A 26,737-nucleotide genomic window follows, 5' to 3' on the forward strand; every position below is an offset into this window, starting at 1 on the left:
TTCGTTTAAGAGGGAGTAACTAAATGATCGAGTTTGAAAAACCAAATATAACAAAAATTGATGAAAATAAAGATTATGGCAAGTTTGTAATCGAACCGCTTGAACGTGGTTACGGTACAACACTTGGTAACTCTCTTCGTCGTGTACTTCTAGCTTCTCTTCCAGGGGCTGCTGTAACATCTATCAATATCGAAGGTGTATTGCATGAATTTGATACAGTTCCGGGTGTTCGCGAAGACGTGATGCAAATCATTCTGAACATCAAAGGTATTGCAGTAAAATCTTACGTTAAAGACGAAAAGATCATTGAACTAGATGTGCAAGGTCCTGCTGAAATTACAGCTGGAGATATCTTGACAGATAGCGACATTGAAATTGTAAATCCAGATCATTATCTCTTTACAATCGGTGAAGGTTCTTCTCTAAAAGCGACAATGACTGTTAACAGTGGTCGTGGATATGTACCTGCTGATGAAAATAAAAAAGATAATGCACCAGTTGGAACACTTGCTGTAGATTCTATTTATACACCAGTTACAAAAGTCAACTATCAAGTTGAACCTGCTCGTGTAGGTAGCAATGATGGTTTCGACAAATTAACCCTTGAAATCTTGACTAATGGAACAATTATTCCAGAAGATGCATTAGGGCTTTCAGCACGTATCTTGACAGAGCACCTTGATTTGTTTACAAATCTTACAGAGATTGCTAAGTCAGCAGAAGTGATGAAAGAAGCTGATACTGAATCGGACGACCGTATCTTGGAACGTACGATTGAGGAACTTGACTTGTCTGTGCGTTCATACAACTGTTTGAAACGTGCCGGTATCAACACTGTGCATGATTTGACAGAAAAATCTGAAGCAGAGATGATGAAAGTAAGAAATCTTGGACGCAAGAGTTTGGAAGAAGTGAAAGTCAAACTCATTGATTTGGGTCTTGGATTAAAAGATAAATAAAGGAGGAATAAATGGCTTACCGTAAACTAGGACGCACTAGCTCACAACGTAAAGCAATGCTTCGCGATTTGACAACTGACCTTTTGATCAACGAATCAATCGTGACAACTGAAGCTCGTGCTAAAGAAATCCGTAAAACTGTTGAAAAAATGATTACTCTAGGTAAACGTGGTGATTTGCATGCACGTCGTCAAGCAGCTGCTTTCGTACGTAATGAAATCGCATCTGAAAACTATGATGAAGCAACTGATAAGTACACTTCTACTACAGCACTTCAAAAATTGTTCTCAGAAATCGCACCTCGTTATGCTGAACGTAACGGTGGATACACTCGTATCCTTAAAACTGAACCACGTCGTGGTGATGCAGCGCCAATGGCGATCATCGAATTAGTATAAAATCATCAATTTTGTTGAGTGTTATGATGATGGAGTCTTGTGCTCTTAGTCTAGCTCTGGTCTACCGCTAGGACTTATGTCCTAGCGGGAACACTCATCATAAGATGATAAGGTAGACGCTTGTTTACGAAATTGTTTTTTACTAAAGAACAATTTCGTAAGCAGGCGTTTTTGAGTATTTTAGTAAGAAATATGCTATACTATTGAAAAAGAAAATCAACAATGTTCATTTTCTCAAAAATATTCTATAAAGAGGTTATGTGCCAATAAATTATCAGTTTTAAGTTCTAAACTAGCGACTTGGTAAAAAATATTAGCCTGGTACAAGATCAACTAAGAGATTTTTTTAGGGTTTCAACTTGGATAATTATTCACTATTAAGTGATTTAGTTACTCTATCCTCCTTTTTCATTTTATTTTTGTCCAAAATGGATATCGTTCTGTGTTAGAAATGGAGTTTAATCATGAAAGCTATTATTACTGTTGTTGGTAAAGATAAATCTGGAATTGTTGCAGGTGTTGCGACAAAAATTGCTGAATTAGGCTTAAATATTGATGATATCTCACAAACAGTCTTGGACGAATTCTTTACTATGATGGCTGTGGTATCTAGTGATGAAAAACAAGATTTTACACATCTTAGAAACGAATTTGAGGTTTTTGGTCAGACTTTGAATGTCAAAATCAATATTCAAAGTGCGGCTATTTTTGATGCTATGTACAATATCTAGGAGGTATTTATGGATATTAGACAAGTTACCGAAACAATCGCCATGATTGAGGAGCAAAACTTTGACATTAGAACCATTACCATGGGGATTTCCCTTTTGGACTGTATCGATCCAGATATCAATCGTGCTGCGGACAAAATATATGAAAAGATTACTACAAAAGCAGCTAATTTAGTAGCTGTTGGGGATGAAATTGCGGCAGAGTTGGGCATTCCCATCGTAAATAAACGTGTGTCAGTAACTCCAATTTCCTTGATTGGTGCTGCTACCGATGCGACGGATTATGTAGTCTTAGCTAAAGCACTGGATAAAGCTGCGAAAAAAATTGGTGTTGACTTCATTGGTGGTTTTTCAGCCTTGGTACAAAAGGGTTATCAAAAAGGTGATGAAATTCTTATCAACTCCATTCCTCGTGCCTTAGCAGAAACGGATAAGGTGTGTTCATCAGTAAATATTGGTTCGACTAAATCGGGTATCAATATGACCGCAGTAGCGGATATGGGGCGCATTATCAAGGAAACAGCTTCTTTATCTGATATGGGGGCGGCTAAATTGGTTGTATTTGCCAACGCGGTAGAGGACAATCCTTTTATGGCAGGCGCTTTTCATGGTGTTGGTGAAGCAGATGTCATCATCAATGTCGGTGTTTCTGGTCCAGGTGTCGTTAAACGTGCCTTGGAAAAGGTTCGTGGTCAGAGCTTTGATGTTGTTGCCGAAACTGTTAAAAAGACATCCTTCAAGATTACCCGCATTGGTCAATTAGTCGGTCAAATGGCTAGTGAGCGACTTGGAGTTGATTTTGGAATTGTCGATCTGAGTTTGGCTCCAACTCCAGCAGTGGGTGATTCTGTAGCCCGTGTCCTTGAGGAAATGGGGTTAGAGACAGTTGGGACTCATGGAACGACTGCTGCTTTGGCTCTCTTGAACGACCAAGTTAAAAAAGGTGGAGTTATGGCTTGCAACCAAGTTGGTGGTTTGTCTGGTGCCTTCATCCCAGTTTCTGAGGACGAGGGGATGATTGCTGCAGTGCAAAACGGCTCCCTTAATTTGGAAAAACTAGAAGCTATGACGGCTATCTGTTCAGTTGGTTTGGATATGATTGCCATTCCTGAAGATACACCTGCAGAAACGATTGCGGCAATGATTGCGGATGAAGCTGCTATCGGAGTCATCAATATGAAAACAACTGCTGTACGTATTATTCCAAAAGGAAAAGAAGGCGATATGATTGAATTTGGTGGCCTTCTAGGAACGGCTCCAGTCATGAAAGTTAACGGTGCCTCGTCTGTTGACTTCATTGCACGTGGAGGGCAAATCCCAGCTCCGATCCATAGTTTTAAAAATTAAAAAGAAGTGGAATCTTTTTAAGTTGGATTTAAGGATAGACCTGTATACTACTATCATTAAATAAAGACCTCCTAACTTTATTTAATTAAAATCCTAACTTTTTCATAATAATCTCCTACAAAAGTCACTCTTTGGAGTGACTTTTGTTTTATATCAAGAGAAAATAAAGAAAGTAGCATGTTCAAATTTGTAAATTTGTTCAAAAATAAGATGATTTAAAGGATAAAACCAGTTTTTTCATTCTGTAAAATGGGCTAAAACCTTGCTATGATTGGCTTTTTGAAAAATTATGGTATAATAGTAGTAGTTTTAATAGATGGAGTTGAATTTTGAAAAAACGCTTTCGTGTAAAAAAAGAGAAAGATTTTAGTGCAATATTTAAAAAAGGGGAGAGTTTTGCTAATCGTAAATTTGTTATTTATCGATTAGAAAATAATGAACAGCATTTTCGAGTTGGCCTATCTGTCAGTAAAAAATTAGGAAACGCTGTCACGAGGAATCAGATCAAAAGAAGAATTCGACATATTCTGATTGAACATAAAAATCAGCTGGTTGAAAATGTAGATTTTGTTGTGATTGCTCGAAAAGGTGTTGAAATCTTGGACTACGCGGAAATGGAAAAAAATCTACTTCACGTATTAAAGTTATCAAAGATTTACCAGGAAGGAAATGGGAGTGAAAAAGAAATTACAGTTGACTAGCTTAATGGTGCTTGCTTTATTTGTAATGAGCGCCTGCACAGCTAGTGGTACGACGAGTGAGATTACAGCTGAATCAACAGATTTTTGGAGTAAATTTGTTTATTTTTTTGCTGAAATCATTCGCTTTTTATCATTTGATACAAGTATTGGTCTGGGGATTATATTATTTACCCTTCTGATTAGAACGATTCTTCTACCAGTCTTTCAGATACAAATGGTGGCATCTAGAAAGATGCAAGAAGTACAACCACTGGTTAAGGAGTTGCGAGAACGTTATCCGGGACGGGATATGGAGAGCCGTACCAAGTTGGACCAAGAAATGCGTCAGTTGTTCAAGCAACATGGTGTCAAACAGTCAGCTTCTCTTTGGCCAATCTTAATCCAAATGCCAGTCTTGTTTGCCTTGTTCCAAGCTTTGAGTAGGGTAGAATTTCTAAAAACGGGTCATTTCTTATGGATTAACCTTGGTGGTGTTGATACGACTTTCGTTTTGCCTATTTTGGCAGCTATCTTTACTTTCCTTAGCACCTGGTTATCCAATAAGGCCATGGTTGAGAAAAATGGCGCCATGACAGGAATGATGTATGCAATGCCAGTCATGATTTTCTTCTTTGCCATGTATTCACCAAGTGGGGTTGCCTTATACTGGGCGGTATCCAATGCTTATCAGGTGCTCCAAACCTATCTGCTCAACAATCCATTCAAGATTATTGCAGAGCGTGAGGCGGGAGTACAGGCTAAGAAGGATTTAGAAATCAAGAAGAGAAAAGCTCTCAAGAAAGCACAGAAAAAGAAAAAGTAAGGAGGAATCTTGTAATGGTATTATTTACAGGTTCAACTGTTGAGGAAGCGATCCAAACGGGATTGAAGGAATTGGGGATTCCTAGAATGAAGGCGCATATTAAGGTTGTCTCAAGGGAGAAAAAAGGTTTTTTTGGCCTTTTTGGGAAGAAACCAGCGCAAGTTGATATCGAAGCAATTAGTGAGACAACTGTTGTGAAGGCAAATCAGCAAGCAGTCAAAGGAGTTCCAAAGGAAGTTAATGCTAAGAACGAACCCGTTAAGACTGTTAGTGAGGCAACAGTAGACTTAGGTCATGTTGTTGAAGCAATCAAGAAAATCGAGGAAGAAGGACAAGGGATCTCTGAAGAGGTTAAGGCCGAAATTCTAAAAAATGAGAAAGAGGCTAGTACAATTTTAGAGGAGACTGGTCATATTGCCATTCTAAAAGATTTACTGCCAGAAGAATCTAAAGAGCAGGAAGAAGTCGAGCAGAATGATGATTTAGAAAATCTAGGTTTGAAGATTGAACCGACCTATGATATTGACCAGGTGGTCGAAGAAGTGACCAACTATGTTCAAGGTATTATTGATGATATGGATGTTGAGGGAGCAATTTCAAGTACCTCAAATCGCCGTTCTATCAATATGCAAATTGATACTAATGAACCGGGGCGTATTATCGGTTACCATGGTAAGGTTTTGAAATCTCTCCAGCTTTTAGCGCAAAATTATCTTTATAACCGCTATTCAAGAACCTTCTATATTACCATCAATGTTAATGATTATGTAGAGCACCGTGCAGAAGTCTTGCAGAGCTATGCACAGAAGTTAGCTACACGTGTCTTAGAAGAGGGGCGTAGTCAGGTGACTGATCCAATGTCTAGTAGCGAACGTAAAATCATCCATCGTATTATTTCACGTATGGAGGGTGTCACTAGTTATTCAGAAGGTGATGAACCAAATCGTTACGTTGTGGTTGATACAGAATAATCAAAGCAAAATCAGGGGCACCCTGATTTTTTGCTAGCTAAGAGAGGTTGATCTTATGTTGAATACAATGAGAGAATATCTAGCTTTCTCTGGTTTACAGTATCAAAAACCCGAGAGGGCAGGTCAAGAAGCTGAAAAAATGCTTTATTTGAGGAGTAAGGGGCAGGAGGCTAGAAAGGTCTTTACACACTTAGCCAAGGCTTTTCAAGAAAGACATCCAGAATGGGATCTCCAAGGGACGAGTCAGTGGATGAATCAAGCCCAACGTTTGCGACCGCATTTCTGGGCCTATCTACAGCGTGAGGGAGAAGTGACAGAGCCTATGTTGGCCCTTCGTTTGTATGGAAGCCCTTCTGATTTTGGAGTTTCACTAGAAGTGAGTTTTATAGAACGTAAGAAGGATGATAAAACTTTAGACAAACAGGCCAAGGTCCTAGAAGTTCCAGTGCTAGAAGGGATTTACTATCTAGTCTACTCAAATGGAGAAAGTCACAAGATGGAGGCTACTGAGGAAAATCGTCAAATTTTAAGAGAAAAACTATCCCATCAGGAAGTCCGAAAGGTTTTAGTTAAGGTAGATGTTCCAGTGGCCGACAATTCATCTGAAGAAGAAATCCTAGAAGCCCTACTGGAATCTTATGAAACAATTCTTCCCTTTTATCTAGCTACGAAAAAATAAGATAAGCCGTAAAATATCATAAATCATACAGTCCAAGAGTGAACAGTTCGCTGTGTAATTCTTGGTCTTTTTGTTTCCGTTTTCACATTATATAATAAACTTACAAAAACAATTCAAAAGGAGAACAATTATGGAAGTCATTTCAAGTGTTCTAAATTGGTTTTCTAGCAATATTTTGCAGAATCCCGCATTTTTCGTAGGTTTATTGGTGTTGATAGGATATGCACTTTTGAAAAAACCTGCTCATGATGTTTTCTCAGGTTTCGTTAAAGCAACAGTAGGGTATATGTTGCTCAACGTGGGTGCTGGTGGTTTGGTTACAACCTTCCGTCCAATCTTGGCAGCCCTTAACTATAAATTCCAAATCGGTGCAGCGGTTATCGACCCTTACTTTGGACTTGCTGCAGCAAACAATAAAATTGCAGCTGAATTTCCAGATTTCGTCGGAACTGCAACTACAGCTCTATTGATCGGTTTTGGAGTAAATATCTTGCTTGTAGCTCTACGCAAGATTACGAAAGTAAGAACCCTCTTTATTACTGGTCACATCATGGTACAACAAGCTGCGACTGTATCTCTTATGGTTCTATTCTTAGTCCCACAATTGCGCAATGCTTATGGTACAGCAGCAATCGGTATCATCTGTGGCCTTTACTGGGCAGTTAGTTCAAATATGACTGTTGAGGCAACTCAACGTCTGACTGGTGGTGGCGGATTTGCGATTGGTCACCAACAACAATTTGCAATCTGGTTTGTAGATAAAGTGGCAGGACGCTTTGGCAAGAAAGAAGAAAGTCTAGACAATCTTAAACTACCTAAGTTTCTCTCAATCTTCCACGATACAGTTGTTGCATCTGCTACCTTGATGCTCGTATTCTTCGGAGCCATTCTGTTAATCTTGGGCCCAGACATTATGTCTAATAAAGAAGTCATCACTTCAGGAACTCTATTTAATCCTGCTAAACAAGATTTCTTTATGTACATTATCCAAACAGCCTTCACCTTCTCAGTTTACTTGTTCGTTTTGATGCAAGGTGTCCGTATGTTCGTATCTGAGTTGACAAATGCCTTCCAAGGTATTTCAAACAAATTGTTGCCAGGTTCATTCCCAGCAGTTGACGTTGCAGCTTCTTATGGATTTGGTTCTCCAAACGCTGTCTTGTCTGGATTTGCCTTTGGTTTGATTGGTCAATTGATTACAATTGTCTTGCTCATCGTATTTAAAAACCCTGTCCTTATTATTACAGGATTTGTACCAGTGTTCTTTGATAATGCAGCCATCGCGGTCTATGCTGATAAGCGTGGTGGATGGAAAGCAGCCGTTATCCTATCCTTCATTTCAGGTGTTCTCCAAGTTGCTCTAGGAGCTCTCTGTGTAGCCCTTCTCGACTTAGCATCTTACGGTGGTTACCATGGAAATATCGACTTTGAATTCCCATGGCTTGGATTTGGCTATATCTTCAAATACCTCGGTATTGTTGGTTATGTACTTGTATGTCTCTTCTTGCTCGTTATTCCTCAACTTCAATTTGCCAAAGCAAAAGATAAAGAGAAATATTACAACGGTGAAGTTCAAGAAGAAGCATAGTTTCTAGAAAAGGAGAAAATAAAATGGTTAAAGTATTAGCAGCGTGCGGAAATGGAATGGGTTCATCTATGGTTATCAAGATGAAGGTTGAAAATGCCCTCCGTAAGCTTAATCAAACAGACTTTACAGTCAATTCATGCAGTGTCGGTGAAGCAAAAGGTTTAGCAGCAGGCTATGACATCGTAATCGCTTCTCTTCATTTGATTCAAGAATTGGAAGGCCGAACTAATGGGAAATTAATCGGGCTTGACAACTTGATGGATGATAAAGAAATCACTGAAAAACTCAGTCAAGCACTACAGTAAAAGGTTGGAGGGGGCTGGACAGAAACTGAGAGTTATCGTTTCTGTCCTTCTCCCTCTTTAAATAAAGGAGGCAGATATGAATTTAAAACAAGCTTTAATCGACAATGACTCAATCCGACTAGGGTTAGAGGCTAACGATTGGAAGGAAGCAGTCAAGGTAGCAGTAGATCCCTTGATTGAAAGTGGGGCAATTTTGCCAGAGTATTACGATGCTATTATCGAATCAACTGAAGAGTATGGCCCTTACTATATCTTAATGCCAGGTATGGCTATGCCCCACGCTAGACCTGAAGCTGGAGTGCAAAGAGATGCCTTTTCATTGATTACCTTACAAAATCCTGTTGTATTTTCAGATGGGAAAGAGGTCTCTGTTTTGTTGGCATTAGCGGCAACAAGTTCAAAAATTCACACAAGTGTAGCCATTCCACAAATCATTGCCTTGTTTGAATTAGAAGATTCTATTGCACGTTTACAGGCTTGCCAGACTAAAGAAGATGTCTTGGCGATGATCGAAGAATCTAAGGATAGCCCTTATCTTGAAGGATTGGATTTGGAAAGTTAGAAAGAGGAATAAAGAAATGACAAAAAGAGTACCTAATTTACAAGTTGCATTAGACCATTCAGACTTGCAAGGAGCGATTAAAGCAGCTGTTTCTGTTGGTCACGAAGTAGATATTATCGAAGCTGGAACTGTTTGCTTGCTTCAAGTTGGAAGTGAACTGGTTGAAGTCTTGCGTAGCCTTTTCCCAGATAAGATTATTGTGGCAGATACAAAATGTGCCGATGCTGGTGGAACAGTTGCCAAAAATAATGCCGTTCGTGGAGCAGATTGGATGACTTGTATCTGTTGTGCAACCATCCCTACCATGGAAGCTGCTCTAAAGGCTATCAAGGCTGAACGTGGAGACCGTGGCGAAATTCAGATCGAGCTGTATGGTGATTGGACTTTTGAACAAGCTCAGCTTTGGCTAGATGCAGGTATCTCACAAGCTATCTATCACCAATCTCGTGATGCCCTTCTTGCTGGTGAAACTTGGGGTGAAAAAGACCTTAATAAGGTTAAAAAACTCATTGACATGGGCTTCCGTGTTTCTGTAACAGGTGGTCTAGATGTAGATACTCTCAAACTCTTTGAAGGCGTTGATGTCTTTACCTTTATCGCAGGTCGTGGAATTACAGAGGCTGCCGATCCAGCAGGAGCAGCGCGTGCTTTCAAGGATGAAATCAAACGAATTTGGGGGTAAGCCATGGCACGTCCAATTGGAATTTATGAAAAGGCAACCCCGACTCACTTTACCTGGCTAGAACGTTTAAATTTTGCCAAGGAGTTAGGCTTTGATTTTGTCGAGATGTCTATTGACGAACGTGATGAGCGCTTAGCAAGACTTGACTGGAGCAAGGAAGAGCGCTTGGAAGTTGTCAAAGCGATCTATGAAACTGGTGTTCGTATTCCCTCTATCTGTTTTTCAGGCCATCGTCGTTACCCATTGGGATCGAATGATCCAGTTCTAGAGGAAAAATCTCTGGAACTCATGAAAAAATGTATCGAATTAGCTCAAGATTTGGGAGTCCGTACGATTCAATTAGCTGGTTACGACGTTTACTATGAGGAAAAGTCACCCCAGACACGCCAACGTTTTATCAAAAATTTGAGAAAAGCTTGTGACTGGGCTGAAGAAGTTCAGGTGGTACTTGCTATTGAAATTATGGATGATCCTTTCATCAATAGCATCGAAAAATACTTGGCTATAGAGAAAGAAATTGACTCTCCCTACCTCTTTGTCTATCCAGATATTGGTAATGTGTCTGCATGGCATAATGATGTTTACAGTGAATTTTATCTCGGCCATCATGCAATTGCAGCTCTCCATCTCAAGGATACTTATGCAGTGACAGAAAGTTCAAAGGGCCAATTCCGAGATGTACCTTTCGGGCAAGGTTGTGTCAAATGGGAAGAAGCTTTCGATATTTTAAAGCAAACCAATTATAATGGACCTTTCCTAATCGAAATGTGGTCTGAAAATTGTGAAACTGTAGAAGAAACACGCGCAGCCATTCAAGAGGCGCAAGCTTTTCTCTACCCACTTATTAAGAAAGCAGGTCTGATGTAAGATGAATCAAGTAATCAATGATATGCGTAAACGAGTCTGTGATGCCAATCAATCATTGCCAAAACATGGACTTGTTAAATTTACCTGGGGCAATGTATCGGAAGTCAATCGCGAACTCGGTGTCATTGTTATCAAACCATCAGGTGTGGATTATGACGAATTAACACCTGAAAACATGGTGGTAACTGACCTGGATGGCAAGGTTCTAGAAGGAGATCTAAGACCATCTTCGGACCTTCCAACTCATGTGCAGTTATATAAAGCTTGGCCAGAGATTGCTAGTGTGGTCCATACCCATTCGACTGAAGCCGTTGGTTGGGCTCAGGCAGGTCGTGATATTCCTTTCTATGGAACAACCCATGCGGATTATTTCTACGGTTCAATCCCTTGCGCTCGTAGTTTGACTAAGGATGAAGTAGAAGTAGCCTATGAAAAAGATACTGGCCTAGTTATCGTAGAAGAGTTTGAACGTCGTGGTCTCAACCCTGTTGAAGTACCAGGGATTGTCGTACGTAATCACGGTCCATTCACCTGGGGCAAAAACCCAGAGAATGCTGTCTATCACTCTGTTGTACTAGAGGAAGTATCTAAGATGAATCGCTTTACAGAGCAAATCAATCCAAGAGTTGAACCTGCTCCTCAGTACATCCTAGAAAAACACTACCAACGTAAACATGGACCAAATGCTTATTACGGTCAAAAGAAATAAGAAATTGAATTGAAAAGAGGCTAGGACCTTTCGATCCAAGCCTCGCTTTTGTAGTTATGTGACTATTAGTCCGTCTCGCTCCGTGAGGTGCGAGACAAATAAACCACCCGCTATGCGGGTGCGCGTCGAAGGTTATACCAAAAAAAACTCCAAACGCGATACAATAAAGGTGTTCAAACCAATTGTAAAGCGAAAGGAGAAAACCATGGTACAAAAGTCTCATAGTTTATCACACACAAAGTGGCACTGTAAGTATCACATTGTGTTCACCCCTAAGTATAGACGAAAAGTGATCTATAATCAATATCGGAGTAGTTTAGGTGAAATATTTCATCGCTTGTGTAGTTATAAAGGAGTTGAAATTATCGAGGGTCACTTAATGCCAGACCATGTACATATGTTAGTAAGTATTCCACCAAGGATAAGTGTTTCGAGTTTCATGGGTTATTTAAAAGGTAAAAGTGCACTCATGATTTTTGACAAGCACGCCAACCTCAAGTACAAGTTTGGAAATCGACATTTCTGGGCGGAAGGTTATTATGTGAGTACAGTAGGGCTTAATGAAGCCACGATAAGGAAATACATACAAGATCAGGAAAAGCATGATATAGCACTAGATAAATTAAGTGTGAAAGAATATGAGGATCCCTTTAGGGATAGTGGTAAGTAATACTAAAGCCTCTTTAAGAGGCAAGTGACGAGTCAAGAGCAATGAGGCTTGAACAACGTGAAAGCCAGCGTCTTTAGGCGCTGGCTGGTAATTTGGGCTTATAGCCCTGGTGCAAACCACCCGTTAGACGGGTGGTTATGATTGTAAGTATCTACTGTTAGGAGTTTACAGCATATAATTGCAAAGTCTGTACGAATGTGATACCATTATAAAGTTGTTTTGGAAGCGATTGACAAATAGAGGAGTATGAATTATGGTTTTAGATAAGGCGAGCTGTGACTTGCTTCAATATTTGATGGATCAAGAAACGTCCAAAACGATTATGACGATTTCAAAAGATCTGGCTCAATCTCGAAGAAAAATCTACTATCACATTGATAAAATCAATGATGCTTTGGACGATGAGAATTTGCATATCATCAGTCTGCCTCGGATTGGTATTTACTTGACCGATGAACAAAGAGAAGCTTGTCGTCAATTATTAGACGAAGTTGATTCTTATGATTACATCATGAGTGCCAACGAGCGGATGCAGCTGATGCTCCTTCTGATTGGTATTTCTAAAGAGAGAATCACGCTTGAAAAACTCATGGAATTAACAGAAGTCTCTCGGAATACGGTCCTAAATGATTTAAATACTATTCGTTACCAGCTGACACTAGAGCAGTATCAAGTAACGCTTCAAGTTAGTAAATCTCGAGGTTACTATCTAAATGCACATCCTCTTAATAAAATCCAGTATCTTCAATCCCTTCTCTATCATATCTTTATGGAGGAAAATCCAGCCTTTGTTGCTATTTTAGAGGAAAAAATCAAGGAACGATTAGACGGTGAGATGCTTCTTTCCGATGAGGTCAATCAATTTCTCAAAAAACAGGTTCCATTGGTTGAGCAGGATTTGGGGAAAAAAATAAACCATCACGAAGTCACTTTTATGTTACAGGTCCTCCCCTATCTTCTACTTGGATGTGATACCGTTACTCATAATCAGGACAAACACCAAGAAATTGAGCAAGAGTTTTCATTGATTCGAAAGAGAATTGAATATCAGGTATCTAAAAAACTAGGAGAGCGCTTGTTTGAAACATTTGGAATCTCATTTTCAGAATTAGATAGATCTCTGTTAGCCATTCTTTTGTTATCCTATCGAAAAGATCGAGACATCCATGCAGAAAGTAAAGATTTTCAGCATTTGAGAATGGCTTTAGAAGAGTTTATTTGGTATTTTGAATCCCAAACCAGAATGGAAATTGAACAGAAAGAAGACTTATTGAGGAATCTTGTGATTCATTGTAAGGCGCTATTATTCAGAAAGAACTATGGTATTTTCTCAAAAAATCCTTTGACACGTCAGATTCGTTCTAAGTATAGTGAACTTTTCGTAATTACAAAAAAATGTGCAGAAGTGTTAGAAGAAGCTTGGCAGATTCGATTGACGGATGATGAGATTGCCTATTTGACCATTCATGTTGGAGGTTTTTTAAAGTATACTCCATCGATTCAAAACAATACCAAGAAGATTTATATTGTGTGTGATGAAGGAGTGGGCGTCTCTAAACTTTTACTCAAACAGTGTCGCTTCTATCTTCCAAATGAACAGATAGGGGCAGTCTTTACAACTGAGCAGTTCAAAAGCGTAGAGGATATTACTCAGGTTGATTTACTAATCACAACCAACGATGAACTTGAGAGTCATTTCCCGGTTTTAAAGGTAAATCCTATACTTGAGGCAGAAGATATTTTACGCATAACAGACTTTATGAAGAATAAGGTCCTCAGAAAAGACGGTCGAACCTTCAAGGAAAATCTATCAACCATTATCGGCACCTATATATCTGATAAACATGCAGCGGCAAAATTACAAGAAGAAATTCAACTTTTAATCAACCAAGAATTAGTCATCCAAGCTTTTTTAGATGAATCATAAACATCACAGTCCAATGATGAACACAAACCTGTGTTTTTCTTGGTCTTTTTTAATATATCGGTCGGTGTTATACTAAGTATGAAATAAATACTTGAACAAAATATGGAGGATTTCAAATGCCAAACGTAAAAGAAATTACGAGAGAATCATGGATTTTAGCTACTTTCCCAGAGTGGGGAACATGGTTGAACGAAGAAATCGAAGAAGAAGTCGTTCCTGAAGGTAACTTTGCCATGTGGTGGCTAGGCAACTGTGGTACTTGGATTAAAACACCAGGTGGTGCTAACGTTGTCATGGACCTTTGGTCAAACCGTGGAAAATCAACTAAAAAAGTGAAAGATATGGTTCGCGGACACCAAATGGCAAATATGGCAGGTGTTCGTAAATTGCAACCAAACTTACGTGTTCAGCCAATGGTTATCGATCCATTTGCTATCAATGAACTCGACTACTACTTGGTTTCACACTTCCATAGTGACCATATCGACCCATACACAGCTGCAGCAATTCTCAACAATCCTAAGTTAGAGCATGTTAAGTTTATCGGACCTTACCATTGTGGACGAATCTGGGAAGGCTGGGGTGTTCCGAAAGAACGCATCATTGTTGTCAAACCAGGTGATACTATCGAACTAAAAGACATGAAGATTCATGCAGTAGAATCATTTGACCGTACTTGTTTGGTAACTCTACCAGTGAACGGTGCTGATGAGACAGGTGGTGAACTTGCTGGCTTAGCTGTTACAGATGAAGAAATGGCTCAAAAGGCTGTTAACTATGTCTTTGAAACACCAGGTGGAACCATTTATCATGGTGCAGATTCTCACTTCTCAAACTATTTTGCGAAACATGGTAAAGACTTCAAAATTGATGTTGCTTTGAATAACTATGGTGAAAATCCAGTAGGTATCCAAGATAAAATGACCTCTATCGACCTACTTCGTATGGCAGAAAATCTTCGTGCTAAAGTCATTATCCCAGTTCACTATGATATCTGGTCTAACTTTATGGCTTCTACGAATGAAATCCTAGAACTTTGGAAAATGAGAAAAGATCGCTTGCAATACGATTTCCATCCATTTATCTGGGAAGTTGGTGGTAAATACACTTATCCTCAAGACCAACACTTAATAGAATATCATCACCCACGTGGTTTTGATGACTGCTTCGAACAAGACTCAAATATCCAATTCAAAGCCTTGCTTTAATATAAAAATTTTTTCTGGAGGTTATCCGTATGTTGCACGATACGGATAATTTTCATATAATAGTACAAATAGAATATGTGATAGACCTATCACCTCAAAGAGAAAGGAAATTCTATGTCAAATCTATCTGTTAATGCGATTCGTTTTCTAGGTATTGACGCTATCAATAAAGCGAACTCAGGTCACCCAGGGGTGGTTATGGGAGCTGCACCGATGGCATACAGCCTATTCACTAAAGAACTTCGTATCAATCCAGCTCAACCAAACTGGATTAACCGCGACCGTTTTATTCTTTCAGCTGGTCACGGGTCAATGCTCCTCTATGCCCTTCTTCACCTTTCTGGATTTGAAGATGTGAGCATGGATGAAGTGAAGAACTTCCGTCAATGGGGCTCTAAAACTCCAGGTCACCCAGAATTTGGTCATACAGCAGGGGTTGATGCAACAACAGGCCCTCTAGGACAAGGGATTGCGACTGCGACAGGTTTTGCACAAGCAGAACGTTTCCTTGCAGCTAAGTACAACCGCGAAGGTTATAACATCTTTGACCACTACACATATGTTATCTGTGGAGATGGTGACTTGATGGAAGGTGTCTCAAGTGAAGCTGCATCTTATGCAGGTTTGCAAAAACTTGACAAGTTGGTTGTTCTTTATGATTCAAATGATATCAACTTGGATGGTGAGACAAAAGATTCTTTCACAGAAAGTGTCCGCGATCGTTACAATGCTTATGGTTGGCATACAGCCTTGGTAGAAGATGGAACAGACTTAGAAGCTATTCATGCTGCTATCGAAGAAGCTAAGGCTTCAGGAAAACCATCTTTGATCGAAGTGAAAACTGTTATTGGTTATGGTTCTCCAAATAAACAAGGGACTAATGCCGTACACGGTGCCCCTCTTGGCGCGGATGAAACTGCGGCAACTCGCCAGGCACTTGGTTGGAACTATGAACTATTTGAAATCCCAGCAGAAGTTTATGCTGATTTCAAAGAAAATGTTGCAGACCGTGGTGCATCAGCCTATGAAGCATGGACAAAACTAGTCGCAGATTATAAAGAAGCTCACCCAGAACTGGCTGCAGAAGTGGAAGCAATTATCGAAGGACGCGATCCAGTTGAGTTGAATCCAGAAGACTTCCCAGCTTTAGAAAATGGCTTCTCTCAAGCAACTCGTAACTCAAGTCAGGATGCTTTGAATGTAGTAGCTGCTAAATTGCCAACCTTCCTTGGTGGATCAGCTGACCTTGCTCATTCAAACATGACTTACATCAAAACTGACGGACTTCAAGATGATGCAAATCGCTTAAATCGTAACATTCAGTTTGGTGTTCGTGAATTTGCAATGGGTACTGTCTTGAACGGAATGGCTCTTCACGGTGGACTTCGAGTTTATGGTGGAACTTTCTTCGTATTCTCAGACTACCTTAAAGCAGCAGTTCGTTTGTCAGCCTTACAAGGTCTTCCAGTGACTTATGTCTTCACTCACGATTCAATCGCAGTTGGTGAAGATGGACCAACTCATGAACCGATTGAGCACTTGGCAGGTCTTCGTGCGATTCCAAACCTTAATGTTTTCCGCCCAGCAGATGCGCGTGAAACTCAAGCGGCTTGGTATCAAGCAGTGAAGAGCGAGAAAACACCAACTGTTCTTGTCTTGACTCGTCAAAACTTGACTGTTGAAGAAGGAACAGACTTTGCTAAAGTTGCAAAAGGAGCTTATGTTGTATATGAAAATGCAGCAGACTTTGATACAATTTTGATTGCGACTGGTTCAGAGGTTAATCTGGCTGTTGCAGCTGCTAAAGAATTGGCAAGTCAAGGTGGAAAAGTTCGCGTAGTCAGCATGCCATCTACAGATGTATTTGATGCACAAGATGCAGCATATAAAGAAGAGATTTTACCAAATGCAGTTCGTCGCCGTGTAGCAGTTGAAATGGGAGCAACTCAAAACTGGTACAAATACGTTGGTCTTGATGGAGCGGTTCTCGGTATTGATACCTTTGGAGCGTCTGCGCCAGCACCAAAAGTTTTAGCAGAGTATGGTTTTACAGTTGAAAATTTAGTAGAACTTGTAAACAACTTGAAATAAGAAAAATCAGGGCATTTGCTCTGGTTTTTTATTGACCTAAAATCAAGGTGCAATCTTGTAAAAACAAGTGAAATTTGATATAGTAGTTTTATCTGAATTACAAAGGAGAAAAAATAATGGGTGGGAATTTAACATTCTTGATTATGCTTGTTTTGATGTTTGGCTTGATGTTCTTCATGCAACGTTCTCAAAAGAAACAAGCTGAAAAACGTATGGAGAGCCTTAACAAACTTCAAAAAGGCTACGAAGTAATCACTATCGGTGGTCTCTACGGTACAGTCGATGAAGTTGATACTGAAAACAAAACGATTGTACTTGATGTAGACGGAGTATACTTGACTTTCGAATTAGGTGCAATTAGAACAGTTTTGCCAGTCAAAGAAGCTGTCACACCTGAAGGTGCAGTTATCGAAGAAGGCAGTGCTATTGAAGAATAAAACGGGGTGGAATGCATTCCCGTTTTTCTATAAATGAGAGGAACAATGATGAAAAAAGTTGTCTTTGTCTGTCTTGGCAATATTTGTCGTAGTCCTATGGCGGAATTTGTAATGAAATCCCTGACCGATAAATATGAGATTCAAAGTCGAGCGACTTCTTCCTGGGAACACGGTAATCCAATCCACAAAGGGACGCAAGGCATCTTTCGAAGTCATGGCGTTCCTTATGATACTTCGAAAACTTCCCAACAAATTTCTAAAAAAGATTTTGAGTATTTTGACTATATCATTGGGATGGATGAGTCTAATCTCGCTGATTTGCGTGAGATGTGTCCACAGGATCAACAATATAAGATACAGCCTTTTGCATCTGAAAGCGTTCCAGATCCCTGGTATACAGGTGATTTTGAAGAAACTTATGACCGAGTTTTAACTGGTTGCCAGGTTTGGTTAAGTCGCTTAGAAAATGAGAGTGAACATGGAAAATTTAAAAAAACTCTATGAAAAATATAGTGTCTATTTAACACGTCCCCGTTTAGAAATTGCGACAGTGATTGTCATTGTTGTCTGTGCAGGTTTCGTATTTATGACCAATCTTCCAAAACAGGGCGTTCTTAAGCTTGATAACGATGCTATTATTTATGACGGGAGCCTAGTTCGTGGTAAGATGAATGGTCAGGGCACTGTTACCTTCTCAAACGGTGATACCTATACTGGAGAATTTAGCAATGGTGCCTTCAATGGTAAAGGTACCTACCAAGCTAAAGCAGGTTGGGTATATGAGGGAGACTTTGTAAATGGCCAAGCTGAAGGAAAAGGAAAGCTGACTACCGAACAAGAAGTAGTCTATGAAGGGGACTTCAAACAAGGTTTATTTCAACAAGCACAATAACCTCCTCCTAGAAGGAGGTATTCTTCCAGACCGACAGAAAGCGCTTACATGGAAATAAAAACGGCTTACAAGACTGTTTTACAACTAAGTTTGTGAAAAATAAAACTTTTATAGAATAATTCACAAACTTTAAGTGAAAAAGTGCATGTGTGGGTATATTTGAAATTGTTTTCACAAACAAATAAAAAAAGTTTGTGAAATGTCTATGAAACTGTTTACAAACGTTTAAAAAAGAGTTATAATAAACTTGTGAAAAAATTAACAAAGGACTTACAATCCTTGAAAGCTATGGAGGAAAATATGGCTGATAAAAAAACTGTAACACCAGAAGAAAAGAAACTCGCTGCTGAAAAGCATGTCGATGGTTTGGTGCAAAAAGCTTTAGTTGCCCTTGAAGAAATGCGTAAACTTGACCAAGATCAAGTCGATTATATCGTAGCAAAAGCTTCAGTTGCAGCACTTGATGCTCACGGAGAATTGGCTTTACATGCCTTTGAAGAAACAGGACGTGGAGTATTTGAAGATAAAGCAACTAAAAACCTATTTGCTTGTGAGCACGTAGTAAATAACATGCGCCACACTAAAACAGTTGGTGTTATCGAAGAAGATGATGTAACAGGATTGACTCTTATCGCTGAACCAGTTGGTGTTGTTTGTGGTATCACTCCAACAACTAACCCAACTTCAACAGCAATCTTTAAAGCGTTGATTTCATTGAAGACTCGTAATCCTATTGTCTTTGCATTCCACCCATCAGCTCAAGAATCATCAGCTCACGCAGCTCAAATCGTTCGTGATGCAGCGATTAAAGCAGGTGCACCTGAAAACTGTGTACAGTGGATTACTGAACCATCTATGGAAGCAACTAGCGCATTGATGAACCACGAAGGTGTTGCAACAATCCTTGCAACAGGTGGTAATGCCATGGTTAAAGCTGCATACTCATGTGGTAAACCAGCTCTTGGGGTAGGTGCCGGAAACGTTCCAGCTTATGTTGAAAAATCAGCTAACATCCGCCAAGCTGCTCACGATATCGTAATGTCTAAATCATTTGATAATGGTATGGTCTGTGCATCTGAACAAGCGGTTATCATTGATAAAGAAATTTACGATGAATTTGTAGCAGAGTTCAAATCTTACCACACTTACTTTGTAAACAAAAAAGAAAAAGCACTTCTTGAAGAGTTCTGCTTCGGCGTGAAAGCAAACAGCAAAAACTGTGCTGGTGCAAAATTGAATGCTGACATCGTTGGTAAACCAGCAACTTGGATTGCGGAACAAGCAGGATTTACTGTTCCAGAAGGAACAAACATTCTTGCTGCAGAATGTAAAGAAGTTGGTGAAAATGAGCCATTGACTCGTGAAAAATTGTCACCAGTTATCGCAGTTTTGAAATCTGAAAGCCGTGAAGATGGTATTGCTAAAGCTCGTCAAATGGTTGAATTTAACGGTCTTGGACACTCAGCTGCCATCCATACTGCTGATGAAGAATTGACTAAAGAATTTGGTAAAGCTGTTAAAGCTATTCGTGTTATCTGTAACTCACCTTCTACTTTCGGTGGTATCGGGGACGTTTACAATGCCTTCTTGCCATCATTGACACTCGGATGTGGTTCTTACGGACGTAACTCAGTTGGGGATAACGTTAGCGCCATTAACCTCTTGAACATCAAAAAAGTCGGAAGACGGAGAAATAACATGCAATGGATGAAACTTCCTTCAAAAACATACTTTGAACGTGATTCAATTCAATACCTTCAAAAATGTCGTGACGTTGAGCGTGTCATGATCGTTACTGACCACGCTATGGTAGAGCTTGGTTTCCTTGATCGTATCATCGAACAACTTGACCTTCGTCGCAATAAGGTTGTTTACCAAATCTTTGCAGATGTAGAACCAGATCCAGATATCACTACAGTTGAACGTGGTACTGAGATTATGCGCTCTTTCAAACCAGATACAATCATCGCTCTTGGTGGTGGATCACCAATGGATGCTGCTAAAGTTATGTGGCTCTTCTACGAGCAACCAGAAGTGGACTTCCGTGACCTTGTACAAAAATTCATGGATATCCGTAAACGTGCCTTCAAATTCCCATTGCTTGGTAAGAAGACTAAATTCATCGCGATCCCAACTACATCTGGTACAGGATCTGAAGTAACTCCATTTGCCGTTATCTCTGATAAAGCAAACAACCGTAAATACCCAATCGCTGACTACTCATTGACACCAACTGTGGCAATCGTAGACCCTGCTTTGGTATTGACAGTTCCTGGATTTGTTGCTGCTGATACTGGTATGGACGTATTGACTCACGCAACTGAAGCTTACGTATCACAAATGGCTAGTGACTACACTGATGGTCTTGCTCTTCAAGCAATCAAACTTGTATTCGAAAACCTTGAAAGCTCAGTTAAGAATGCAGACTTCCACTCACGTGAGAAAATGCATAACGCTTCAACAATCGCTGGTATGGCCTTTGCCAATGCCTTCCTAGGTATTTCTCACTCAATGGCTCACAAGATTGGTGCGCAATTCCACACAGTTCACGGACGTACAAATGCAATCTTGCTTCCATACGTTATCCGTTACAACGGTACTCGCCCAGCTAAGGCAGCTACATGGCCTAAGTACAACTACTACCGTGCAGATGAGAAATATCAAGATATCGCTCGTATGCTTGGACTTCCAGCTTCTACACCAGAAGAAGGGGTGGAATCTTACGCAAAAGCTGTCTACGAACTTGGTGAGCGCGTAGGTATCCAAATGAACTTCAAAGCACAAGGTATTGACGAAAAAGAATGGAAAGAACATTCACGTGAATTGGCCTTCCTTGCTTATGAAGATCAATGTTCACCTGCAAACCCACGTCTTCCAATGGTTGACCATATGCAAGAAATCATCGAAGATGCTTACTATGGTTACAAAGAAAGACCAGGACGCCGTAAATAATTGATTATCAGCCAAAACCGAGGGTAAACCTCGGTTTTTTTATGCTTAGAGAATATATTTTTTATTAAGAAATGCATAGAATTGGAGTAGGCCGCAAGGCTAAGTAAAGAAATGAAAATATTACCAAAGCTTATCAGAAAAACAAGGCCAGCGCTTGCAATTAAACTAAAATAGTTATATAATAGGTATGTTGAAAGGTGATTTGTAGTGATTCAAGTTACTCTTTTCACAATAAAATTTTCATGATTTTCATAAGGAGGAAATCACTAATGGTAGTTAAAGTTGGTATTAACGGTTTCGGACGTATCGGTCGTCTTGCTTTCCGCCGTATCCAAAACGTAGAAGGTGTTGAAGTTACTCGCATCAACGACCTTACAGATCCAGTTATGCTTGCACACTTGTTGAAATATGACACAACTCAAGGTCGTTTCGACGGAACTGTGGAAGTTAAAGAAGGTGGATTTGAAGTTAACGGTAAATTCGTTAAAGTTTCTGCTGAACGTGATCCAGAACAAATTGACTGGGCTAACGACGGTGTAGAAATCGTTCTTGAAGCAACTGGTTTCTTTGCTACTAAAGCAGCTGCTGAAAAACACTTGCACCCAGGTGGAGCTAAAAAAGTTGTTATCACTGCTCCTGGTGGATCAGATGTTAAAACAGTTGTATTTAACACTAACCACGACGTTCTTGACGGTACTGAAACAGTTATCTCAGGTGCTTCATGTACTACAAACTGCTTGGCTCCAATGGCTAAAGCTCTTCAAGATAACTTCGGTGTTGTTGAAGGATTGATGACTACTATCCACGCTTACACTGGTGACCAAATGATTCTTGACGGACCACACCGTAAAGGTGACCTCCGTCGTGCTCGCGCTGGTGCTGCTAACATCGTACCTAACTCAACTGGTGCTGCTAAAGCTATCGGTCTTGTAATCCCAGAATTGAACGGTAAACTTGACGGAGCTGCACAACGCGTTCCTACACCAACTGGTTCAGTAACTGAATTGGTAGTTGTTCTTGAAAAGAACGTTACTGTTGATGAAGTGAATGCAGCTATGAAAGCAGTAGCCAATGAATCATACGGTTACACAGAAGATCCAATCGTATCTTCAGATGTTGTAGGTATGTCTTACGGATCATTGTTTGACGCAACTCAAACTAAAGTTCTTGACGTTGACGGTAAACAATTGGTTAAAGTTGTTTCATGGTACGACAACGAAATGTCATACACTGCACAACTTGTACGTACTCTTGAATACTTCGCTAAAATCGCTAAATAATTCTTGAGTTGATAAAAGCAAGGCTAACTGGTCTTGCTTTTTTTGTATCTATAAGAAAAAATGGATGATAGTGTCATCCATTTTGGTTTAATTCTCTTTCAAATGTATCTGATAGCGCAGTAAAGCTTAATTTGTTTAAGGTCAGAGGATGGACAAAGGAAAGTTTAAATGCATGAAGCATTAGTCTCTTAGTTTTTGAGTGTGGGTTGTAGAGCGGGTCTCCGAGGATTGGATGTCCGTGGTGAGATAGATGAACCCGAATCTGATGAGTTCGCCCTGTTTTTAATCTACAACGAACGAGACTAGTTTTGTTTTGAAATTGTTTCAATCGAGTTACATGAGTTTCAGCATATTGACCATTTTTGAAATCTACCACCCGTTTTCTACGATCGTGACGATCGCGACCGATTTTGTCTCGAAAGACAAGCTCTTTAGTTCCTATTTTTCCCTCAACCAGAGCCCAGTATTCGCGGGAGATTTCTTTTTTCTCCAATAATCGATTGAGGATGGGCAGTATAAATGGATTTTTAGCAAATAGTACGAGACCGCTTGTTTCTTTGTCTAGTCTATGAACGACATAGCAAGTCTGGCCTACATAGGCGGTGACATGGTTGAGAAGAGCAATCTCATCTGGTTGATTCCCGTGAGTTTTCATACCTTCAGGTTTGTTAACGATAATCAAATGTTGGTCTTGGTAGACTTCTTGGACAAGATTAGGATTCCCCAAAACAATTTCTTTTGTAGGATAATCCTCCTCATCGAAAATCAGTTGACATTCATCTCCGGCTTTGACAGTTTGATGCCAGTGGACTTCTTCTTGATTGATGAGAATGTGCTTTTTAATTCTCAAGAAATGCCGTATTTTTCTCGGAATGAGTAGTTGTTCTTCCAAGAAGACTTTGACAGTCATTTCAGGAAGAGAGTCAGGAATAACAAAGGTAAATTTCATACAGATATTGTAACAAAAAATAGATTATTTGGATAGAGAAACTAGCTAAATTCTTGTCATCCTATGGGGAAGATGATAAAATAAACGCATGAAATTAGATACATTATTTGAAAAGTTTCTTTCTTTATTTAAAAAAGAAGAAGCTGAAATGGAAGAAATAGAAATCGACGAAGCTAATAACGAAGAAAATACCTCGACTAATTTAAGACGGTCAAGAGGTGGGCGAAAGAAAGTTGGGGAAGTCGGACCTATTCGAAAATTTTGGCGTCGCTATCATTTGACCAAAATCTTTCTAATTCTTGGACTAAGTGCAAGCTTGTTTGTTGGGGTCTATCTATTTGCCTTGGCTAAATCGACAAATGTTACAGACTTGCAGAATGCTTTGAAAACACGAACGGTGATTTTTGACAGAGAAGAGAATGAGGCTGGTGCCTTGTCAGGCCAAAAAGGGACCTATGTTGAACTTTCGGAAATTAGTGAAGATTTGCAGAATGCTGTTATTGCGACAGAAGATAGAAGCTTCTATAAAAATAGTGGAATTAACTATGGTCGCTTTTTTCTAGCTATCCTAACAGCTGGTCGCTCGGGTGGTGGTTCTACAATTACTCAACAGTTGGCGAAAAATGCTTATCTTTCACAAGACCAAACTGTGCAAAGAAAGGCCAAAGAATTCTTTCTTGCTTTAGAATTAACCAAAAAATACAGTAAAAAAGAAATTCTAACCATGTATTTGAACAATGCCTACTTTGGCAATGGAGTTTGGGGTGTTGAGGATGCTAGTAAAAAGTACTTTGGAGTTTCGGCATCGGAATTAACTCTTGATGAAGCCGCCACTTTAGCAGGTATGCTTAAAGGCCCAGAATTGTACAATCCTCTGAATTCCATTGAGCATTCAACTAATCGAAGAGATACTGTCTTGCAAAATATGGTGGCTGCCGGCTACCTTGATAAAAATAAGGAAGCAGAAGCAGCAAGTGTTGATATGGCTTCTCAATTGAAAGATAGTTATGAAGGGAAAATATCAGACTACCGTTATCCTTCTTATTTTGATGCAGTTGTTAATGAGGCTATTGAAAAGTATAATCTAACAGAGGAAGAAATCGTTAATAACGGTTATAGAATTTATACGGAGCTAGATCAAAATTACCAAGCAAATATGCAGGTTATCTATCAAAATACTTCGCTCTTTCCGACAGCTGAAGATGGGACACATGCAGAGTCTGGTAGTGTCGCTTTGGAGCCAAAAACGGGTGGAGTTCGAGGAGTTGTTGGTCGAGTGGCAGGGGATGATAAGACAGGTTTCAGGAATTTTAACTATGCAACCCAATCAAAAAGAAGCCCAGGTTCGACTATTAAACCCTTGATAGTGTACACGCCAGCGGTTGAAGCGGGTTGGTCTCTTAATAAGGAGTTGGATAATCATACCATGCAATATGGTGATTATAAAGTAGACAACTACGCAGGAATCAAGACATCACGAGAAGTACCCATGTATCAAGCTTTGGCAAAATCTCTAAATTTACCTGCAGTAGCTACTGTTAAAGAACTTGGAATTGATAAAGCCTTTGAAGCGGGTGAAAAGTTTGGTCTCAACATGAGCGATGTAGATCGTGTGCTTGGAGTAGCTTTAGGTGGTGGCGTAGAAACTAACCCTCTTCAGATGGCCCAAGCCTACGCAGTGTTTGCAAATGAAGGACTCATGCCGGATGCTCACTTTATCACCCGTATTGAAAATGCTAGTGGTCAAGTGATTGCTACTCATAAAAATACTCAAAAACGAGTGGTTGACAAATCGGTAGCTGATAAAATGACCAGTATGATGTTAGGTACTTTTACAAATGGTACAGGAGTCAGTTCGTCTCCAGAAGATTATGTAATGGCAGGAAAAACAGGAACAACAGAGGCAGCTTTTAACCCAGAATATACCAGTGATCAATGGGTGATTGGATATACCCCTGATTTAGTGATTAGCCATTGGCTTGGTTTCCCTACTACCGATGAAAATCATTATCTAGCAGGTTCGACTTCGAATGGTGCTGCTCACATTTTTAGAAGTATGGCGGAAACAATCCTACCATATACACCAGGTAGCACTTTTACAGTTGAAAATGCTTATAAAATGAATGGTATTGCACCAGAAAATACACCTAAACAAACTACAAGTGATACTAGTACGCAGTCGGATGATATATTAGCAGATATTCGTGGACGAGCACAAAATCTGGTCGATGAAGCAGGAAAAGCTATTTCAGATGCTAAGATTAAAGAAAAAGCTCAGACAGTTTGGGATACCATTGTAGATCTGTTTCGCTAATACGTTTATAAGCTAAAAGACAAGGATTCAAATCTTTGTCTTTTTTTACTCTCACATGTCAGTATTCATGCTTCCTGATACACCTTGGACTTGAAAAAACACAAGATAGGAACGATGGCCCTTCTTTCCCCCTTTCTCTGCTATACTACAAGCAGAGAAAGGGGGAAAGCAAATGCTTGAGAAATATTATGCGAAGGTAAAAGGAATTGTTCATAAATGTAGAAAAGATTACTATCTCCACCTGTGGGAGAAAGAGGATTGGGACCAAGAGGGAATGATCTGTCTCCATGAACTTCTAGAACACCATCCAGAATTAGTGGAAGAGGAAAAGAAACTCTACGTCTACTTCAAAACAAAATTCCGCAATCGAATCCTTGATAGCGTCAGAAAACAAGAGAGTCAAAAACGTCGCCTAGACCGGATGGCCTATGAAGAAGTAGGGGAGATTAGCCATCGCCTACCAGAAGGAGGATTGTGGTTGGATGATTACTACGCCCTTCATGAACTGTTGAATACTTATAGAAGAAAATTACCAGAAGATAAGCAGGAAGCTTATGAACGCCTCTGGGCAGACGAACGATTTAAAGGTCGCAAAGCCCTTCTCAGAGAGCTGAAGGAAAGATTACAAGACTTCTAAAAAAAATTAAAAAAAGGTGTTGACAAAGTAAGAAAAGTCGGTATAATAGTAAGAGTTGAAAATAACAACTCTGGTCCGT

General features: G+C 39.7%; 26 protein-coding genes. 25 read left to right on the top strand and 1 reads right to left on the bottom strand.

What is annotated here, in order from left to right; translation table 11 throughout:
• The first annotated feature begins 23 nt into the window (after window positions 1–23).
• From PCY08_RS07350 to gap, 23 genes are all read left to right on the top strand, one after another.
• A complete protein-coding gene (locus tag PCY08_RS07350) occupies window positions 24–959 on the top strand; it encodes a DNA-directed RNA polymerase subunit alpha (protein WP_000568996.1) in 936 nt (311 codons plus the stop codon).
• Window positions 960–970: 11 nt separating this feature from the next.
• Window positions 971–1,357 carry a 50S ribosomal protein L17 gene (gene rplQ / locus PCY08_RS07355; protein WP_000331493.1) on the top strand — a complete coding sequence of 129 codons (387 nt, stop codon included), beginning with the start codon at window positions 971–973 and terminating at the stop codon, window positions 1,355–1,357.
• Between the two features lie 464 nt (window positions 1,358–1,821).
• On the top strand, window positions 1,822–2,088 hold the full coding sequence (locus PCY08_RS07360; RefSeq protein ID WP_000644115.1) for an ACT domain-containing protein: 267 nt from the start codon (window positions 1,822–1,824) through the stop codon (window positions 2,086–2,088).
• A 9-nt stretch (window positions 2,089–2,097) separates the two neighbouring features.
• Window positions 2,098–3,435, top strand: coding sequence for a PFL family protein (locus tag PCY08_RS07365; protein WP_301559931.1), 1,338 nt, complete (start codon window positions 2,098–2,100; stop codon window positions 3,433–3,435).
• A gap of 329 nt (window positions 3,436–3,764) precedes the next feature.
• Window positions 3,765–4,136 (top strand): ribonuclease P protein component, encoded by a 372-nt coding sequence (gene rnpA / locus PCY08_RS07370; protein ID WP_045762469.1) that lies wholly within the window; start codon window positions 3,765–3,767, stop codon window positions 4,134–4,136.
• Entirely contained in the window at window positions 4,111–4,938 is an 828-nt protein-coding gene (locus PCY08_RS07375; protein ID WP_301559932.1) for a YidC/Oxa1 family membrane protein insertase, read from the top strand. Before rnpA ends, PCY08_RS07375 begins: the two co-directional genes overlap by 26 nt.
• Window positions 4,939–4,952: 14 nt before the next feature.
• Window positions 4,953–5,909 carry an RNA-binding cell elongation regulator Jag/EloR gene (gene jag / locus PCY08_RS07380; protein WP_049504883.1) on the top strand — a complete coding sequence of 319 codons (957 nt, stop codon included), beginning with the start codon at window positions 4,953–4,955 and terminating at the stop codon, window positions 5,907–5,909.
• Window positions 5,910–5,964: 55 nt separating this feature from the next.
• Complete coding sequence (locus tag PCY08_RS07385) at window positions 5,965–6,588, top strand: HI_0552 family protein (RefSeq protein ID WP_301559933.1); 624 nt, start codon at window positions 5,965–5,967, stop codon at window positions 6,586–6,588.
• A gap of 130 nt (window positions 6,589–6,718) precedes the next feature.
• Window positions 6,719–8,176, top strand: a complete 1,458-nt coding sequence (locus PCY08_RS07390; protein WP_060956301.1) for a PTS ascorbate transporter subunit IIC — start codon at window positions 6,719–6,721, stop codon at window positions 8,174–8,176.
• Window positions 8,177–8,199: 23 nt separating this feature from the next.
• On the top strand, window positions 8,200–8,481 hold the full coding sequence (locus tag PCY08_RS07395) for a PTS sugar transporter subunit IIB (protein ID WP_000241466.1): 282 nt from the start codon (window positions 8,200–8,202) through the stop codon (window positions 8,479–8,481).
• Between the two features lie 76 nt (window positions 8,482–8,557).
• Entirely contained in the window at window positions 8,558–9,043 is a 486-nt protein-coding gene (locus PCY08_RS07400) for a PTS sugar transporter subunit IIA (RefSeq protein WP_061863925.1), read from the top strand.
• Between the two features lie 16 nt (window positions 9,044–9,059).
• The gene (locus PCY08_RS07405) at window positions 9,060–9,725 is read left to right on the top strand and encodes a 3-keto-L-gulonate-6-phosphate decarboxylase UlaD (protein ID WP_301559934.1); all 666 of its coding nucleotides are present in this window, start codon (window positions 9,060–9,062) and stop codon (window positions 9,723–9,725) included.
• Between the two features lie 3 nt (window positions 9,726–9,728).
• The gene (locus PCY08_RS07410; RefSeq protein WP_301559935.1) at window positions 9,729–10,592 is read left to right on the top strand and encodes an L-ribulose-5-phosphate 3-epimerase; all 864 of its coding nucleotides are present in this window, start codon (window positions 9,729–9,731) and stop codon (window positions 10,590–10,592) included.
• 1 nt (window position 10,593) lies between these two features.
• Complete coding sequence (locus PCY08_RS07415; protein WP_075230987.1) at window positions 10,594–11,301, top strand: L-ribulose-5-phosphate 4-epimerase; 708 nt, start codon at window positions 10,594–10,596, stop codon at window positions 11,299–11,301.
• A gap of 205 nt (window positions 11,302–11,506) precedes the next feature.
• Window positions 11,507–11,971, top strand: coding sequence for an IS200/IS605 family transposase (gene tnpA, locus PCY08_RS07420; protein WP_301559936.1), 465 nt, complete (start codon window positions 11,507–11,509; stop codon window positions 11,969–11,971).
• Between the two features lie 253 nt (window positions 11,972–12,224).
• Complete coding sequence (locus PCY08_RS07425; protein ID WP_301559937.1) at window positions 12,225–13,898, top strand: transcription antiterminator; 1,674 nt, start codon at window positions 12,225–12,227, stop codon at window positions 13,896–13,898.
• Window positions 13,899–14,014: 116 nt separating this feature from the next.
• On the top strand, window positions 14,015–15,106 hold the full coding sequence (gene ulaG / locus PCY08_RS07430; protein ID WP_006153413.1) for an L-ascorbate 6-phosphate lactonase: 1,092 nt from the start codon (window positions 14,015–14,017) through the stop codon (window positions 15,104–15,106).
• A gap of 114 nt (window positions 15,107–15,220) precedes the next feature.
• Entirely contained in the window at window positions 15,221–17,197 is a 1,977-nt protein-coding gene (tkt, locus tag PCY08_RS07435) for a transketolase (RefSeq protein ID WP_301559938.1), read from the top strand.
• 116 nt (window positions 17,198–17,313) lie between these two features.
• Window positions 17,314–17,634: a preprotein translocase subunit YajC gene (gene yajC / locus PCY08_RS07440; protein WP_000509386.1), complete on the top strand. Its 321-nt coding sequence runs from the start codon at window positions 17,314–17,316 to the stop codon at window positions 17,632–17,634.
• Between the two features lie 48 nt (window positions 17,635–17,682).
• Window positions 17,683–18,138, top strand: a complete 456-nt coding sequence (locus PCY08_RS07445; protein WP_301559944.1) for a low molecular weight protein-tyrosine-phosphatase — start codon at window positions 17,683–17,685, stop codon at window positions 18,136–18,138.
• Complete coding sequence (locus PCY08_RS07450; RefSeq protein WP_301559939.1) at window positions 18,113–18,526, top strand: MORN repeat-containing protein; 414 nt, start codon at window positions 18,113–18,115, stop codon at window positions 18,524–18,526. Before PCY08_RS07445 ends, PCY08_RS07450 begins: the two co-directional genes overlap by 26 nt.
• A gap of 300 nt (window positions 18,527–18,826) precedes the next feature.
• Window positions 18,827–21,478, top strand: a complete 2,652-nt coding sequence (adhE, locus tag PCY08_RS07455) for a bifunctional acetaldehyde-CoA/alcohol dehydrogenase (protein WP_301559940.1) — start codon at window positions 18,827–18,829, stop codon at window positions 21,476–21,478.
• Between the two features lie 269 nt (window positions 21,479–21,747).
• Window positions 21,748–22,758, top strand: a complete 1,011-nt coding sequence (gap, locus tag PCY08_RS07460; RefSeq protein ID WP_045762475.1) for a type I glyceraldehyde-3-phosphate dehydrogenase — start codon at window positions 21,748–21,750, stop codon at window positions 22,756–22,758.
• Window positions 22,759–22,831: 73 nt separating this feature from the next.
• Here gap and PCY08_RS07465 read toward each other — a convergent pair whose 3' ends face one another.
• Window positions 22,832–23,707: an RluA family pseudouridine synthase gene (locus tag PCY08_RS07465; RefSeq protein WP_301559941.1), complete on the bottom strand. Its 876-nt coding sequence runs from the start codon at window positions 23,705–23,707 to the stop codon at window positions 22,832–22,834.
• 88 nt (window positions 23,708–23,795) lie between these two features.
• Here PCY08_RS07465 and pbp2a point away from each other — a divergent pair, with 88 nt between their 5' ends.
• The gene (gene pbp2a / locus PCY08_RS07470) at window positions 23,796–26,021 is read left to right on the top strand and encodes a penicillin-binding protein PBP2A (protein WP_301559942.1); all 2,226 of its coding nucleotides are present in this window, start codon (window positions 23,796–23,798) and stop codon (window positions 26,019–26,021) included.
• A 172-nt stretch (window positions 26,022–26,193) separates the two neighbouring features.
• Window positions 26,194–26,658 (top strand): sigma-70 family RNA polymerase sigma factor, encoded by a 465-nt coding sequence (locus PCY08_RS07475; RefSeq protein ID WP_301559943.1) that lies wholly within the window; start codon window positions 26,194–26,196, stop codon window positions 26,656–26,658.
• The last annotated feature ends 79 nt before the right edge of the window (window positions 26,659–26,737 follow it).

The sequence above is a fragment of the Streptococcus sp. SO4 genome (assembly GCF_030440055.1).
GTDB classification, from domain to species: Bacteria; Bacillota; Bacilli; order Lactobacillales; family Streptococcaceae; genus Streptococcus; species Streptococcus nidrosiense.